Raw genomic sequence first — 14,699 nt, forward strand, 5'->3', positions numbered from 1 at the left:
TGCATCCAGCGAGACGAGAACTACTCGGAGACTTCCCCAGTCACCGGAGCAGCACCAAACAGGTACACCCCAGCAGGACAGTTACTGGCCAATCATTTACGGTTCCCAGTAGGGCTCAAAAGTGCACCTTTGCGACACATCCGTCGCACTGGGTATACCCGATGGGACAGAAGCGCCTCGCGCGCTTAGAGCTCGCGCGGATAAGAAATCAGTCGCGGAGCCACAGGGTCCCGCTGCTAAAATTGGCAGCATGTCTGGCTCCTCTTGCTCGGCCGCTTGCGCGGCAGTGACCAGGACGTCCCGCTAGCGGCGGGACGTCCGGCTCTCAGCAACATCTCACCTGGAACGTCCAGTCGCTTCGTGGTCCATCCGGAGCGGCCTTTTGTGCTGCTCGTAACTCCTCAGAGCGACGGAGCAACAGATGCGTTCAAGTTTTTCCTCTTCTACCCGCGTGCACAGTCCCGCACGTGTGCGCGCATGGCTCGCGCTGTGCGCGATGTCGATGCTGCAGTTCTTCATCGCGGTCGACGTCACCGTGGTCAACATCGCCCTGCCCTCGATCGGCGCGGACTTCGACGTCGAGGGCCACTCCTTGACCTGGGTCGTGGTCGGCTACACCATCACCGGCGGCGGGCTGCTGATGCTCGGCGGCCGGCTCGGTGACCTTCTGGGCCGTCGCCGCACTCTCCTGGTCGGCACGACTCTCTTTGGCGCGGCTTCTCTGCTGGCGGGCCTGGCCCCATCCTTCCCAGTCCTGGTCGCCGCACGCCTGCTCCAGGGAGCCGGCGAGGCCGTAGCGCTGCCCGCGGCGATGGCCACCATCGTGCTGCTCTTCCCCGAAGGCCCGCGCCGGTCGCGCGCCCTGAGCGTGTGGGCCGCCGTGGCCAGCTGCGGCCTCGTTCTTGGGTTCGCTCTATCGGGGATCATCACCGCCCACCTGGGCTGGCGCTGGATCTTCCTGGTCTCGGTGCCGTTCATCCTGGTCGTGATCGTGGCCGCGCTCGTCCTGGTCCCTGCGGACCGGTCCGCGTCTCGTGAGCGGGTCCGCCTGGACCTCCCGGGCTCGCTCTTGCTGACCGCGTGTCCGTTGCTTTTCGTCTACGCCGCGGTGGAGGCGGGTGAGCCTGCCACCAGCCTCTGGGTGAGCGTGGCCGCGTTGGTTGGTGCGGTGATGGCCGCTGTCGGGTTCGTGCGCGTCGAGTCGAGGTCGCCGAACCCGCTGGTCCCGCTGTCCTTCTTCGCCGACCGTGCTCGACTGCGGGCGAACCTGACGACGATGCTGCTCAGCGGTGCGCTGTCGAGCTCGTTCCTGCTATTCACCTTCTATCTGCAGGACAGGCTCGGCGTCGGGCCTCTGGGGGCAGGCCTCACGATGCTGCCCCTGGCCGCAGCGCTGATTGCGGCATCGGTGCTCGTTCCCCGGCTGCTGGGGCGCTGGGGTGCACGCGCGTGCGTGCTGGTCGGGCTCGCGGCCGCAGCGGGTGCGATGGGCGTGGTCGCCTTCGTGGCCGTCCTGGGCGGCGGGGCGGCATGGCTGCTCCCGGCGATGCTGTTGATCGCAGCGGGCATGGGCTTCGGACTCGTGGGTCTGCAGTACATCGCAGTCAGCGGGACCACCGACGAGGACGCAGGGATCGCCTCCGGCGTCCAGCGAGCAGCAGACCAGCTCGGCGGGGCAACCGGCGTGGCTATCTACGTAGGGCTCGGGTTCGCCCCCGCCCTCCACGCTGGAGACCCGTTCGTGATTGCGGCGGTACTTGCCGTCATTGGGCTAATCGTCGGAGCCCTGGTCATTTCCCGCTCGCCCGCCACCGCCGTGGCGCAGCCTCAGGCCGGGTAGCAGAGCAGGCTGCCGCGCCGCGCCCAGACGGGTGCGGCGCGGCAACCCCTCCGCTCCGACACGATGAGGGGACTGATGCGCGGGTAGGTGTCACATGATCTGTGGCGCTGAGCAGCGTTGCAGGGAAGGATGTGCACCATGCCCGCTCCTTACCCCCAGGAGTTCCGTGACGACGTCGTCCGTGTCGCGAGGAACCGTGAACCTAGCCAGAAGCTCTCCCAGATCGCGAAGGACTTCGGGATCTCGGAGTCGTGCCTGACGAACTGGATGCGCCAAGCAGATGTCGAGGACGGTGCCCGTCCCGGCACGACCCGGGAGGAATCCTCTGAGCTGCGGGACCTGCGTCGCCGGAATCGGCTGCTGGAGCAGGAGAACGAGGTCCTGCGTCGCGCGGCCGCCTATCTCTCGCAGGCGAACCTGCCGGGAAAAGGCTCTACCCGCTCGTGAGCGAGCTCGCTGCTGACGGGATCCCTGTCGCGGTGTCCCTGCGGGTCCTGAAGCTCTCCCGCCAGCCTTACTACCGCTGGCGGAAACAGCAGGTCACCGAGTCCGAGCTTACCGAGGCCCACCGGGCGAACGCCCTGTTCGACGCCCACCGTGACGATCCCGAGTTCGGTTACCGGTTCCTCGCCGGCGAAGCGGAAGCGGCTGGCCAGCGCATGTGTGAGCGGACCGCGTGGCGGATCTGCCGAGATAACCAGTGGTGGTCAACCTTCGGCAAGAGGCGGGGGAAGAACAGGAAACGACCCGGACCGCCCGTTCACCACGACCTGGTCCAGCGGGACTTCTCCGCTGATGACGTCAACGAACTGTGGCTGACGGACATCACCGAGCACTGGACCGATGAGGGCAAGCTCTACCTCTGCGCGATCAAGGACGTGTTCTCCGGTCGGATCGTCGGTTACTCCATCAGCGACCGGATGAAGGCGCGCCTCGCGGTGAACGCCCTGGACAACGCGATATCTCGTCGCTTAGGCGCTGCTGGATGTATCGTGCACTCGGACCGCGGGAGCCAGTTCCGCTCACGGAAATTCGTGCACGCCCTGAACCGTCATCACCTCATCGGATCGATGGGGAAAGGCGGCGCTGCCGGGGACAACGCCGCGATGGAGTCCTTTCTCGCCCTGCTCCAGAAGAACGTCCTGAACCGCAAGCGCTGGCGGACCCGAGAAGAGCTGCGGATCGCGATCATCACCTGGATCGAGCGGACCTACCACCGACGTCGCCGACAGGCTCGCCTGGGCCGATTGAACCCCATCGAGTACGAAGCCATCATGAACCCGACCGTCAGCCTGGCGGCCTAACCACAGCTGACACCTGATCGCGCATCAGTCCCGCGTGACGCCTACGGGGCCGTAGGCTCCCCCGTACGACAGGGTCTAAAAAGGCACTTTCGTGACAGATCTGCAGGTTGGGGTATACCCCAAAAAGGCAGCACGGACCCGCCCTACACGAGCGTCGGCGGCACGGCCCGCGCACCGACGCTGGAGCGTCTTCTTCGGCTGGGCTTAGTCGAATCCTTTTTCGACGCACAGGGTTAGGGCACTGGGGCCATGGACCGCGACAATCAGGCTCTCGCAGTCTTCGGCCCACAAGGACATAACGAACGCACCGTCGCCGAAGCGAGGCAGAACTCGACCACATCTCCCTGCGGCGTGCTCCTCGGCCCTCGGCGAAGGGCGCCCGCGTATAGCCCGGTGACGTCCGGTGCAAGACAGGCTCGGAGAGTTTTCCAGCGCCTCGCTCTTTCCGCAATTCCTCACCCATCGTGGAGCTATATTGACTCAGCGGTCGGACAGTGAGGAGATAAAAGAAAGCTCGCGCTCATGACCCTCGAAGTACTTCGCGAGATCGGAAGCCACTTTCGGCGGGAAGGATCTCGAGGCATCTTCCAAGACCACGGCACGGATCCCGCCGCAGGCAGCTGGCACCTGCTCTACGCCCATGTGCATCCGCCCGCGCCGTGGCTCGCCCTGCTGGACTGGCCCGAGGCCGCGGGCGACCTGCTCGGCATACGTCTCGGCGCGGCCGTCGACGCCCGGGTGCAGCAGGCGCTGGGCACGCCCGCGCCGCGCGCCTGGCCGTCGGCCGCTCGGAGCTGTTCACCCTGAACGGGATCGAGGAGGCGCTGCTCTGGTACAACACGCAGAACCCACGCCGTCACAAGGTGGACGAGCGGGTGCTGCGCTTGCTCGAGTACATCGACGCGCATCTGGACGAGGAGCTCACTGCGCCGCGGCTCGCCGCGGTCGCGCACCTCTCCCCCTCGCGGCTCGCGCACCTGTTCACCGCGCAGACGGGCACCCGCTGCACGGCTACGTCGAGGCGCAACGGATGGAGGCCGCCGCGCGGCTGCTGGAGATGACCCCGGACCCGGTCGCGGAGATCGCGAGGCGGGTCGTGTTCGCCGATCCGCTGTACTTCTCGCGGCGCTCCCGGGCGCTGCGGGGGCTCAGCCCGTCGGCCCATCGGGCGCGACACGGGACGAGCTGATGTGAACGACCCCTCCCGCGCCGCCGTGAGGCGGGCCGGAGAGGTCGTTTGAGAGCACCGACGCGGACGTCGGCCGGGACTCAGGAGTCGATGACCACGGCCATCACCGCGGGCTCGCGGCGGTAGGTGCGGCGCAGGTGATTGCTGACGGTGTCGACCACGATCTGCTCGATCTCGGCGATGTCGTCGATCTTGTCGGTCTTCGACTGCGCGAGCGCCTTCTCGACCTGGGCGGAGGCACCCTCGAAGGTCTTCTTGTCGTGCACGAAGCCCTTGGTGAGGAACTCGACCGGCTCGACCGGCTTGTGGGTCTTGGGGTCGATCAGCGCGACCACCGTGACCACGCCGCCGCCGGAGAGCATGCGGCGCTCGGCGAGGGTGTCCTCGGTGGCGGTGCCGATGGTCTGGCCGTCCACGTAGACGAGACCCGCGTCGACCTTGCCGACGACCTTGATCTTCCCGTCCACGAGGTCCACGACCACGCCGTCGAAGCCGACGACCACGCGGTCCTCGGGCACGCCGGTCTTCCGGGCGAGATCGGCGTTGGCGTGCAGGTGCTTGGACTCGCCGTGCACCGGCAGCACGTTCTTCGGCCCCACGATGTTGTAGCAGTACACGAGCTCGCCGGCGCTCGCGTGGCCGGAGACGTGCACCTTCGCGTTGCCCTTGTGGACGATGTTCGCGCCGAGGTCGATGAGCTTGTTGATGATCCCGTAGATCGCGTTCTCGTTGCCGGGGATCAGCGAGGAGGCCATCAGCACGGTGTCACCCTCGCCCACCTGGATCTGGTGGTCGCCGTTGGCCATGCGCGCCAGCGCCGCCATCGGCTCGCCCTGGGAGCCGGTGCAGATCAGGGTGATCTTGTGATCGGGCATCGACTGGATCTTGCGGAAGTCGACGACCAGGCCGCGCGGGATGGAGAGGTAGCCGAGCTCGCGCGCGATCTTCATGTTGCGCACCATCGAGCGGCCCACGAAGGCGACCTTGCGACCGTTGGCGTGGGCTGCGTCGAGCACCTGCTGGATGCGGTGGACGTGGCTGGCGAAGCTCGAGACGATCACGCGCCGCGGCGAGGTCGCGAAGACCTTGTCGATCGCGGGGGTGAGGTCCCGCTCGCTCATCGTGAAGCCGGGGACCTCGGCGTTGGTCGAGTCGGTGAGGAACACGTCCACGCCCTCCTCGCCCAGGCGCGCGAAGGCGCGCAGGTCGGTGATCCGGCCGTCGAGCGGGAACTGGTCCATCTTGAAGTCGCCGGTGTGCAGCACGGAGCCGGCGGAGGTGCGGATGAACACCGCCAGGGAGTCCGGGATGGAGTGGTTCACCGCGACGAACTCGAGGTCGAACGGCCCAGCCTTCTGGCGGTCCCCGGCCTTGACCTGCATGGTCTTCGGGGTGATGCGATGCTCCTTGAGCTTCGCGGTGATGAAGGCGAGGGTCAGCTCCGAGCCGTACAGCGGGATGTCGGCCCGCTCCTTGAGGAGGTACGGGACGCCGCCGATGTGGTCCTCGTGGCCGTGAGTGAGCACGATGCCGACGATGTCGTCGAGGCGGTCGCGGATCGAGGTGAAGTCCGGCAGGATCACGTCGATGCCGGGCTGGTGGTCCTCGGGGAAGAGCACGCCGATGTCCACGATGAGCAGCTTGCCGTGGTGCTCGAACACGGTCATGTTGCGGCCGACCTCGCCGAGGCCGCCGAGCGGGGTGATGCGCAGGCCGTTCTTGGCCAGGCGAGGAGGAGCGGACAGCTTGTTGCGGGCAGCTACCTGCATAAGGGGATTCACAATCGTCGAAGGGACAGGGACTGAGGTCTCGGGTGCCGCGCGCGTCCCCTCGTCGGGGTGCAGCGATCAACACACCGTTCACCGTACGGCAGAAGGGGACATCTCCCACACCCCTGGGCGCAAACACTCGATCTTGTCACTCTGACAGCGCGGGTGCGGGAGCGGCCGACGGGCGGGGCCGGTGACCGGGGCGGCCGGCGGACGCTCGCTCGCGGCGCATCCCGCGACCGACGGAGACCTCGGCCGCCCGGCGACCGACGGCGGCACCCTCAGCCGGCGAGGTGCTCGCACAGCGCCTCGAGGGAGCGCTCGGCGCGGAAGGCATGTCCGCCCGGGGTGACGACGAGCTCGGGCGGGACGGCACCGTGCGCCTCCCACACCGGCCGCAGCTGCGCGAAGGCCTCCCGGGTCGCGGCGATCGGGAAGATGCGGTCGCGCGCCCCCGCCTCGATCACCAGCGGGCGCGGGGCGATCAGCGAGGCGATGTCCGCCATCTCGAGCTCGGGCAGCAGGCCAGGGACGATGTTGCAGGGGCAGTGCCGGATGGAGGCGATGCTCGCTGCGAAGCTGCAGAAAAAGGTAGCGACCAGCGCCGCGGAGATCGTCTCGTCGGCCGCGGCCAGCAGCAGCGCGACCGCCCCACCCCCGGAGCCACCGGCGACGGCGACCCGCTGCGGGTCCACACCCGGCAGGGCGCGCAGCGCCTGGACCGCGGCGCGGGCGTCGGCGACGCGGCGGCCGATGACCGGCCGGCCGTGCAGCAGGTGCCGGGCCGCGTCGATCTCGCAGGTCTTCTCCTCTGGCGCCCATGGAGCGCCGCCCGGCGGGGGCGGGACTCGGCGCCGGCCGAAGCTGATCATCTCCGGGCACAGCACCGTCAGCCCGGCGCGGACGAGCTTGTGGGCGAGGGCGTCGTGGTACTCGTCGGCCGGGTCGGTGGCGACGAGATCGTCGATGCCGCGGCCGTGCCCGGCGATCAGGACGACGCCGGCGCCGGTGTCGACGGCCGGGTCGGGGCGCAGCAGGAACGCCGGGATCACGTCGGGGTCGGCATCCGGCGCGGCTCCTGGCTCCCCGCACGGGGCGAGCAGCTGCACCTCGACCGGGCCGCCGTCCGACGGGGCCGGCGGCACGGCGGCGAGGCTTCCCTCCGTCGTGGTGGGGTCGAGACCCAGCAGGGTGCGGAGGTGCTCGCGGCGCTCCTCCGCACCACCGGCCGACGCACCGGGCCTCTCCACTCTCGCGCCCTGCCGGGGCTGGTCGGCGCCGCGGTCAGGCGAGGTCAAGCCGCACCGTCGCGAAGGAGTGCGGCGGCAGGGTCACCTCGAGTCCGCGCTCGTGCTCGCGCACGTCCGTCAGCGGCACCGGGGCGACGGCGTCCGGCTGCTCGGGGGTGTTGTGGGCGGCGGTCGACGCGCCGGTCAGCACGGTCGCCTCGTGGCCGGTCACCGAACGGCCGCGCAGGTCGAGCACCAGGGTGCGGGGCTCGTCGGCCGAGAGATTCGACAGGGACACGAGCGCCGTGCCCTCGTCGGCCCGCAGCGAGGCGGAGGCGGAGACGAGCGGCAGCGGCCGTCCGTCGACCTCGGCGATCTCCTCGGGCAGCAGCAGGTGGGCGTCGAGCGCGGCGGCGTCCTGGTGCCCGGCGTTCATGGCGAAGACGTGATAGGTCGGGGTGAGCACGAGCGCGCCGGAGTCCGGGTCGGTGAGGATCATCGCCTGGAGCACGTTCACGGTCTGGGCGATGTTCGCCATGAGCAGCCGGTCCGCGTGGCGGTGGAAGCCGTCGAAGTGGAGCGAGGCGACGAGCGCGTCGCGCACGGTGTTCTGCTGGTACAGGAAGCCGGGGTTCGTGCCGGGCTCGACGTTCCACCAGGTGCCCCATTCGTCGAACACCAGGCCGACCTTCCTGTGCGGGTCGTGGCGGTCCATGACGGTGGCGTGGCGGGCCACGAGCTCCTCGGCGCGGACGGCGCGGGAGAGGGTGCGGTACCACTCCTGGTCGCTGAACTCGGTGGCGCTGCCCTTGTCCTCCCACGGCCCGGACATCGTGTAGTAGTGCAGGGAGATCGCCTGGAAGGGGCCGGGCCGGCCGTCACGGCCCTCGAGGCCGTCGATCGCGCGCATCAGCGCCTCGGTCCAGGCGTAGTCGCCGTCGGAGGCGCCGGCGGCGATGCGGGTGACCTGGTTGTCGCCGTGGTCGCGCACGTAGGTGGCGTACTGGCGGGCGAGCGCGGCGTAGTCCTCGGCGCGCATGTTCCCGCCGCAGCCCCAGGCCTCGTTGCCGATGCCGAAGAACGGCACGGTCCACGGCTCGTCCCGGCCGTTCTCGCGGCGCAGCGCCGCCATCGGCGAGTCGTCGGCGCGGGTGAGGTACTCGATCCAGTCGCTCATCTCGCGCACCGTGCCGGAGCCGACGTTGCCGTTGACGTACGCCTCGGTGCCGAGCAGCTCGACGAGGTCCATGAACTCGTGGGTGCCGAAGGAGTTGTCCTCGACCACGTCGCCCCAGTGGGAGTTGACCATGCGGGGGCGGTCCTCGCGCGGGCCGATGCCGTCCCGCCAGTGGTAGTCGTCGGCGAAGCAGCCGCCGGGCCAGCGCAGGTTCGGGATCCGCAGGGCTCGCAGCGCCTCGACCACGTCGGTGCGGATGCCGCGCACGTTAGGGATCTCGGAGTCCTCGCCCACGTAGAAGCCGCCGTAGATGCAGCGGCCCAGGTGCTCGGCGAAGTGGCCGTAGAGGTGGCGGGAGATCGTGGCACCGGGCAGGTCCAGGTCGATCACGACGCGGGCGGGCCCGTCGGTCGCTCCGGCGCGCGGGGCGAGCGGGCGGCTGCCGGTCGAGGTCGGGGCGAGGGCGCCGACGAGGCCGGTGGTCAGGGTGCGGGCGGTCATCGAGGGCTCCTCGGGATGGCGGGGCGAGGTCGGTGGGGCGGAGCGTCTGCAGAAAGAGGACTCCAGCGGCACGCCGCGGAGCTCAGCGGCTCAGCGTGCCGCTGGAAGCCCACATCTGCAGACACGGTCGGTGGGTGCGGGTGAGTGGCGGCCCGGCCGGGGGCGCTCCACCCGGCCGGACCGTGTCAGGGGGTCAGGCCCGGCGGGCCAGACGGATCATCGACCAGGAGATCGCGGGCAGCGCGCCGACGAGGCGGCCGCCGTCCAGCGCGACCGAGTCGTTCGGTGCGGGCACGACGGTCTCGGGGGCGTCCTGGGTGTTCGCGGCGTAGGGGTCCTCGTGGTGGAGGGTGACGGCCTCGACCAGCTCGAGATCGCCGAAGCCGGCGAGGTCCGCGTCCAGCGCCTGCTCCCCCTCGGGCCCGCGGTTCACGACGAACACGGTCAGCGCGCCGGACTCCTCGTCCCAGGTCGCGACCGCGTCGGCCGCAGAGCTCTCCCCGAAGCGGGTGTTCTCGAAGCTCGGCGCGGTCACGCGCACGTCCAGCACCTGCCCCGCGGCGTGGCGGGAGGTGAGCGCGAAGGGGTGGAAGGTGGTCTGCTTCCAGGCCTCCCCGCCGGGTGCGGTCATGATCGGGGCGATGACATTGACCAGCTGGGCGAGGGACGCGGAGGCGACGCGGTCGCTGTGGCGCAGCAGGGAGATCAGCAGGTTCCCGAAGACGACGGCGTCCATCGCGCTGTAGGTGTCCTCGAGCAGCACCGGTGCGACCGGCCAGTCATCGCCGCTGGGCGGGCGGGACTCGGCGCGGTGCTGGTACCAGATGTTCCACTCGTCGAAGCTGATCATGATGCGCTTGTCGCGCTTGAGCTTGGCGCGCACGTGATCGGCGGTCGCGACGACGGAGTCGATGAAGTGGTCCATGTCGTCGGCCGAGGCGAGGAAGGAGGCCTGGTCGCCGTCCTTCTCCGAGTAGTAGGCGTGGGCGGAGATCATGTCGACCAGGTCGTAGGACTCGGTGAGGACCGTGTTCTCCCAGGCCGCGAAGGTCTCCATCTGCGAGCTGGAGGAGCCGCAGGCGATCAGCTCGAGGTCGGGGTCCTCCTGGCGCATGAGGCGGGCGGCCTCGGTGGCGATCCGCGCGTACTCCTCGGCGGTCTTGTGCCCGGCCTGCCAGGGGCCGTCCATCTCGTTGCCCAGGCACCACATGCGGATGCCGTAGGGCTCGGCGTGCCCGTTCTCGGCGCGCTGGTCCGAGTATGCGATGCCCTGCGGGGCATTCGCGTACTGGAGCACGTCGAGCGCCTCCTCGATGCCGCGGGTGCCGAGGTTCACCGCGTACATCGGCTCGACCTCGGCCTTGCCCGCCCAGGCCATGAACTCGTCGAGCCCGACGGTGTTGGGCTCGGTGGAGTGCCAGGCGAGGTCGTGGCGGGCGGGGCGCTCCTCGACAGGGCCCACGCCGTCCTCCCAGCGGTAGCCGGACACGAAGTTCCCGCCCGGGTAGCGCACGGAGCTCACGCCGAGCTCGCGGGTCAGGGCGAGCACATCAGTGCGGAAGCCGTCCTCGTCGGCCGAGGGGTGGTCCGGCTCGAAGATGCCGGTGTAGACGCAGCGCCCGAGGTGCTCGACGAAGGCGCCGAAGGTGCGACGGCGCACGGGCGCGACCTGGAAGGACGGGTGCAGGGTGAGGGTGACGGGCGAAGACATCGGTGTCAGCATCCTTGGAGTGGGGCGGGCCGGCGATACGGCGCCGGAGCGGCGATCGACGGCGGAGCGAGGGAGCGGCGAGGTCGTGCCACCGGGCAGCTGCGCCCGGCGCGACGACCGTTTATACAACGTTGCAAACATGCTTCCACAGGCCTGCCTCCCCGTCAACGGCGTCCCGCCGCTCCCGGGCTTCTGCAGAAACGGGACTCCAGCGGCACGCTGAGCCGCTCAGCCGCGCGGCATGCCGCTGCAGTCCCCTTTCTGCTGACACCCCGCCCCGGCACTCTCGACACGACCTCGGTCACGTCGCGCCCCGCCCGCGCAGGACGGTGCGAGAATCGACCTCATGCCCTCGAGCCCCGCGACCCGCCGCCGACGTCCGCCGTCGCTGCGCGACGTCGCCGAGCTCGCGGGCGTCTCGATCAAGACCGTCTCCAACGTGGTCAACGACTACCCCCACGTGAAGGAATCCACCCGCGAGAAGGTGCGCGAGGCGATCCTGCAGGTGGGCTACCGTCCACAGGTCGCGGCGCAGCAGCTGCGCACCGGGGCGAGCGGCATGATCACCCTCGCCGTCCCCTCGCTGGACTTCTCCTACTTCTCGAACCTCGCCCAGCAGTTCATCGAGGTGGCGCAGGAGCGCGGGCAGACGATCCTGCTGCACTCGACCTCGGCCGGGCGCGAGGCGGAGCGAACCGTGCTCGAGGGGTTCAAGCGCGTGCTCGGCGACGGGGTCATCTTCAACCCGCTGATGCTCGAGGAGGAGCTGTTCGCGCGGATGGAGCGCACCAGCCAGCCCACCGTGTTCATCGGCGAGCACCTGCCCGAGACCCTCCCGCAGGGCAGCGACTACGTGCGCATCGACAACGTCGGCGCCGCGTACGAGGCGACCTCGCACCTGATCGCGCAGGGCCGACGGCGCCTGGCGTTCATCGGCGCGATCGACACCGCCCAGGGCAAGCAGCCCCACTCCTCCGGGACGATGCGACGCGACGGCTTCCTCGCGGCGCTCTCCGCGCACGACCTCGGCGGCGAGCCCGCCCGGATCCAGGTCGTGGACGACTGGCGGCGCGAGGACGGCTTCGGCGGGGCGCGCGAGCTGCTCGCTCGCCATCCGGAGGTCGACGGGATCGTGTGCGGCAACGACGACCTCGCGACCGGCGCGCTCGCCATGCTGCGCCGCCTGGGCCGGCGCGTGCCCGAGGACGTCGCCGTGATCGGCTACGACGACACCCCCGACAGCCCCTTCACCATCCCGTCGCTGTCCACCATCGCGCCGGACAAGCTCACCCTCGCCGCGACCGCGCTGGACCTGCTCGCCGAGCGGATCCAGGGCTACGACGGCCCGCCCCGCACGATCGACACGTCGTACTCGCTGGTCGTGCGCGAGTCCACGGTGCCGATTGCCGTCGAGGCGTCGCCGGAGGCGCCCACCCCGTCGGCGGCCGCCGAAGCCGCCCCGTCGACCGCTCCCCCGGCTCCCGGCGCCGTCCTGCCCGAGTCCGAACCCACTGCCCGCCCCGAGAACGAGGAGCTCCCCCGGTGACGATCCCGACCCCCTACGAGGACCTGCTGCGCGAGGTCCTGGAGACCGGCCACGCCAAGGGCGACCGCACCGGCACCGGCACCCGCAGCCTCTTCGGCAAGCAGATCCGCTACGACCTCTCCGAGGGGTTCCCGCTGATCACGACCAAGCGCGTGCACACCCGCTCGATCATCGTGGAGCTGCTGTGGTTCCTGCGCGGGGAGACGAACATCGGCTACCTCCACGAGCACGACGTGACGATCTGGGACGAGTGGGCGGATCAGAACGGCGACCTCGGCCCGGTCTACGGGGCGCAGTGGCGCTCCTGGCCCACGCCGGACGGCGGCGTGATCGACCAGATCACCGACGTGGTCGAGCAGATCCGCATCAACCCCGACTCGCGGCGCCTGATCGTCTCGGCCTGGAACCCGGCGGACATCCCGCAGATGGCGCTCGCGCCCTGCCACGCCCTGTTCCAGTTCGAGGTGCACGACGGGAAGCTCTCCTGCCAGCTGTACCAGCGCAGCGCCGACCTGTTCCTCGGCGTGCCCTTCAACATCGCCAGCTACGCGCTGCTCACGCACATGGTCGCCCAGCAGACGGACCTCGAGGTGGGCGACTTCGTGTGGACCGGCGGGGACTGCCACATCTATGACAACCACGTCGAGCAGGTGGAGCGGCAGCTCTCCCGCGAGCCCTACCCGTACCCCGAGCTGCGCCTGAACCGTCGGCCCGACTCGATCCTCGAGTACGAGCCCGAGGACATCGAGATCGTCGGCTACCAGCACCACCCGGGCATCAAGGCGCCGGTGGCCGTGTGAGCGCGGCCGACGGGACGAACAGCGCAGGCGCAGCCCCTGGCACCAGCCCGGCCGATGCGCGCGAGACGGGCGCGGCCGACGGGACGACCGCGCCGCGGATCGGCATGATCTGGGCGCAGGCGCGCGGCGGGGTGATCGGCGACGGCGGCACCATGCCCTGGCACCTGCCCGAGGACCTGAAGCACTTCAAGCGCACCACCTCCGGCTCCCCCGTCGTGATGGGGCGGCGCACCTGGGAGTCCTTCCCGCCGAGGTTCCGCCCCCTGCCGGGGCGGACGAACATCGTCATCACCCGCGACGACTCCCTCGACCTGCCCGGCGCGGTGCGCGCCCGCTCGCTGCCGGAGGCGCTCGAGCTCGCCGCGACCGAGGCGGGCCCGACAGGGACCACCTGGGTGATCGGCGGCGGCTCGATCTACGCCGACGCGATCGAGGTCGCCGAGCAGCTGGTCGTCACCGAGATCGACCTCGAGGTCGACGGGGACACCCTCGCTCCCCGGATCCCCGCGGAGTTCGCGGTCACCGCCGCCGAGCCCGCAGAAGGCTGGCACGAGGCCACGAACGGGCTGCGCTACCGGATCCTCACCTACTCGCGCTGAGCCGCCTTTCGTCCGGACACGTCGACTCTCCAGGGCATTACGTCATCGACCTCCCGTCACCCCTTCGGAGAGGAGTGGCGCGCCGCGAGATCCGCGGCGAGCTCGCCGATCCTCCTGCGCGCGGCGTCCGGAGCGAGCACCTCGATGTGGTCGCCGAACTGGAGGAGCTGCCGCACCGACTCCACGTCGGGATAGCCCACCACCACGGTGCGTGAGCCGTGCTCCGGAGGCGAGACCTCGAGGATCCGCAAGCCGAGAATCCGACGGGCCAGGTCGAGGCGGTCCTCCGCCAGGCGGGCGGTGACGCGCACCCGCACCTGCCCCTCGGTGCGTTCTTTCAGCGCAGCCCAGCTGCTGCGCAGGGTTTCGCCCGGTGCATGCGTCGCGTCGTCCTCGAGCTCCTCGTAGGCCGCGAGCCGTTCCAGGGAGAACAGTCTCCCCTCCCCCTCGTCATCGGCCACGAGGTACCAGCGGCCGGACTTCGCCACGAGGCCGTACGGGTCGACGATCCGGGTCGACGGCATGGTCTCGCTGCTGCGTCGGTACCGGATGCGCAATCGCCGACGTCGGCGGAGCGTCGAGGCCAGCTCCGCGACGTCCACCGTCGCCGCCGAGCCGGCGAACCAGGCCGCGCTGTCCACCAGCACCAGGTCCGCGAGCCCCGGACGATCCTCCGACTCCGGCGCGGCGAACCGGCGGGAGGCGATCTTCCGGGCGGCGGTCTCCCATACGTTCGACAGCCCCATGAGGTCGAGCTGCGCCGGGTCAAGCCCAGCGACGGAGAGTGCTTCCAGCTCGGGCGGGTCCAGGTAGGAGACGTTCAGCCTCGCGCCGGGGAGCAGGACGATCCCGCCCGTGCGTCCGCGCTCCGCGTAGACGGGCACTCCCGCCGCCGAGAGCGCCTCGACGTCACGCAGCACCGTCCGCCGGGACACCTCGAGGCGCTCGGCGAGCTCGACGGTAGTGAGGCGCTGTCGGACCTGCAGGAGCAGCAGGAGATGCAGCAGTCGCGAGGCCTTCATGTCGTCGATGCT

Annotated in this window: 12 protein-coding genes; 7 read left to right on the top strand and 5 right to left on the bottom strand. The window is 70.1% G+C overall.

Annotated elements, in window-relative coordinates; translation table 11 throughout:
• Positions 1-451: 451 nt before the first annotated feature.
• From DS079_RS13050 to DS079_RS17645, 4 genes are all read left to right on the top strand, one after another.
• Positions 452-1,840: an MFS transporter gene (locus DS079_RS13050; protein ID WP_241237654.1), complete on the top strand. Its 1,389-nt coding sequence runs from the start codon at positions 452-454 to the stop codon at positions 1,838-1,840.
• A gap of 138 nt (positions 1,841-1,978) precedes the next feature.
• Positions 1,979-3,144, top strand: a protein-coding gene (locus DS079_RS13055; protein ID WP_241237655.1) for an IS3 family transposase whose coding sequence is annotated in 2 segments (ribosomal slippage) — positions 1,979-2,263 and positions 2,266-3,144 — 1,164 coding nt in all. Because the reading frame shifts where the segments join, the coding sequence is not laid out codon by codon here.
• A gap of 522 nt (positions 3,145-3,666) precedes the next feature.
• On the top strand, positions 3,667-3,951 hold the full coding sequence (locus DS079_RS17470) for a hypothetical protein (RefSeq protein WP_241237656.1): 285 nt from the start codon (positions 3,667-3,669) through the stop codon (positions 3,949-3,951).
• A 22-nt stretch (positions 3,952-3,973) separates the two neighbouring features.
• Entirely contained in the window at positions 3,974-4,333 is a 360-nt protein-coding gene (locus tag DS079_RS17645) for a helix-turn-helix domain-containing protein (protein WP_259815287.1), read from the top strand.
• An 80-nt stretch (positions 4,334-4,413) separates the two neighbouring features.
• On the opposite strand, the gene DS079_RS13065 is transcribed toward DS079_RS17645, so the two are convergent.
• From DS079_RS13065 to arfA, 4 genes are all read right to left on the bottom strand, one after another.
• On the bottom strand, positions 4,414-6,102 hold the full coding sequence (locus tag DS079_RS13065) for a ribonuclease J (protein ID WP_126988313.1): 1,689 nt from the start codon (positions 6,100-6,102) through the stop codon (positions 4,414-4,416).
• Positions 6,103-6,383: 281 nt separating this feature from the next.
• The gene (locus DS079_RS13070) at positions 6,384-7,400 is read right to left on the bottom strand and encodes a dienelactone hydrolase family protein (RefSeq protein ID WP_241237658.1); all 1,017 of its coding nucleotides are present in this window, start codon (positions 7,398-7,400) and stop codon (positions 6,384-6,386) included.
• Entirely contained in the window at positions 7,387-9,009 is a 1,623-nt protein-coding gene (locus DS079_RS13075; RefSeq protein ID WP_126988314.1) for an alpha-N-arabinofuranosidase, read from the bottom strand. Before DS079_RS13075 ends, DS079_RS13070 begins: the two co-directional genes overlap by 14 nt.
• A 193-nt stretch (positions 9,010-9,202) precedes the next feature.
• Complete coding sequence (arfA, locus tag DS079_RS13080) at positions 9,203-10,720, bottom strand: arabinosylfuranosidase ArfA (protein ID WP_126988315.1); 1,518 nt, start codon at positions 10,718-10,720, stop codon at positions 9,203-9,205.
• A 346-nt stretch (positions 10,721-11,066) separates the two neighbouring features.
• Between arfA and DS079_RS13085 the strand changes: the two genes are divergently transcribed.
• Genes DS079_RS13085 through DS079_RS13095 form a run of 3 tightly spaced genes read left to right on the top strand, consistent with a single transcriptional unit; the run spans position 11,067 to position 13,665 of the window.
• A complete protein-coding gene (locus tag DS079_RS13085) occupies positions 11,067-12,266 on the top strand; it encodes a LacI family DNA-binding transcriptional regulator (protein ID WP_241237659.1) in 1,200 nt (399 codons plus the stop codon).
• The gene (locus DS079_RS13090) at positions 12,263-13,066 is read left to right on the top strand and encodes a thymidylate synthase (protein WP_126988316.1); all 804 of its coding nucleotides are present in this window, start codon (positions 12,263-12,265) and stop codon (positions 13,064-13,066) included. The genes DS079_RS13085 and DS079_RS13090 overlap by 4 nt, the downstream gene beginning before the upstream one ends.
• Positions 13,063-13,665, top strand: coding sequence for a dihydrofolate reductase (locus DS079_RS13095; protein ID WP_241237660.1), 603 nt, complete (start codon positions 13,063-13,065; stop codon positions 13,663-13,665). Before DS079_RS13090 ends, DS079_RS13095 begins: the two co-directional genes overlap by 4 nt.
• Positions 13,666-13,721: 56 nt before the next feature.
• On the opposite strand, the gene DS079_RS13100 is transcribed toward DS079_RS13095, so the two are convergent.
• Positions 13,722-14,687 (bottom strand): helix-turn-helix transcriptional regulator, encoded by a 966-nt coding sequence (locus DS079_RS13100; RefSeq protein ID WP_126988317.1) that lies wholly within the window; start codon positions 14,685-14,687, stop codon positions 13,722-13,724.
• Positions 14,688-14,699: the final 12 nt, after the last annotated feature.

The organism is Brachybacterium paraconglomeratum, from assembly GCF_003994255.1.
Classification (GTDB): Bacteria; Actinomycetota; Actinomycetes; order Actinomycetales; family Dermabacteraceae; genus Brachybacterium; species Brachybacterium conglomeratum.

Coding starts and splice junctions, on each gene's coding strand:
- DS079_RS13085 (WP_241237659.1), top strand. CDS start 11,067: ATGCCCTCGAGCCCCGCGACCCGCCGCCGACGTCCGCCGTCGCTGCGC.
- DS079_RS13075 (WP_126988314.1), bottom strand. CDS start 9,009: ATGACCGCCCGCACCCTGACCACCGGCCTCGTCGGCGCCCTCGCCCCG.
- DS079_RS17470 (WP_241237656.1), top strand. CDS start 3,667: ATGACCCTCGAAGTACTTCGCGAGATCGGAAGCCACTTTCGGCGGGAA.
- arfA (WP_126988315.1), bottom strand. CDS start 10,720: ATGTCTTCGCCCGTCACCCTCACCCTGCACCCGTCCTTCCAGGTCGCG.
- DS079_RS13065 (WP_126988313.1), bottom strand. CDS start 6,102: ATGCAGGTAGCTGCCCGCAACAAGCTGTCCGCTCCTCCTCGCCTGGCC.
- DS079_RS13100 (WP_126988317.1), bottom strand. CDS start 14,687: ATGAAGGCCTCGCGACTGCTGCATCTCCTGCTGCTCCTGCAGGTCCGA.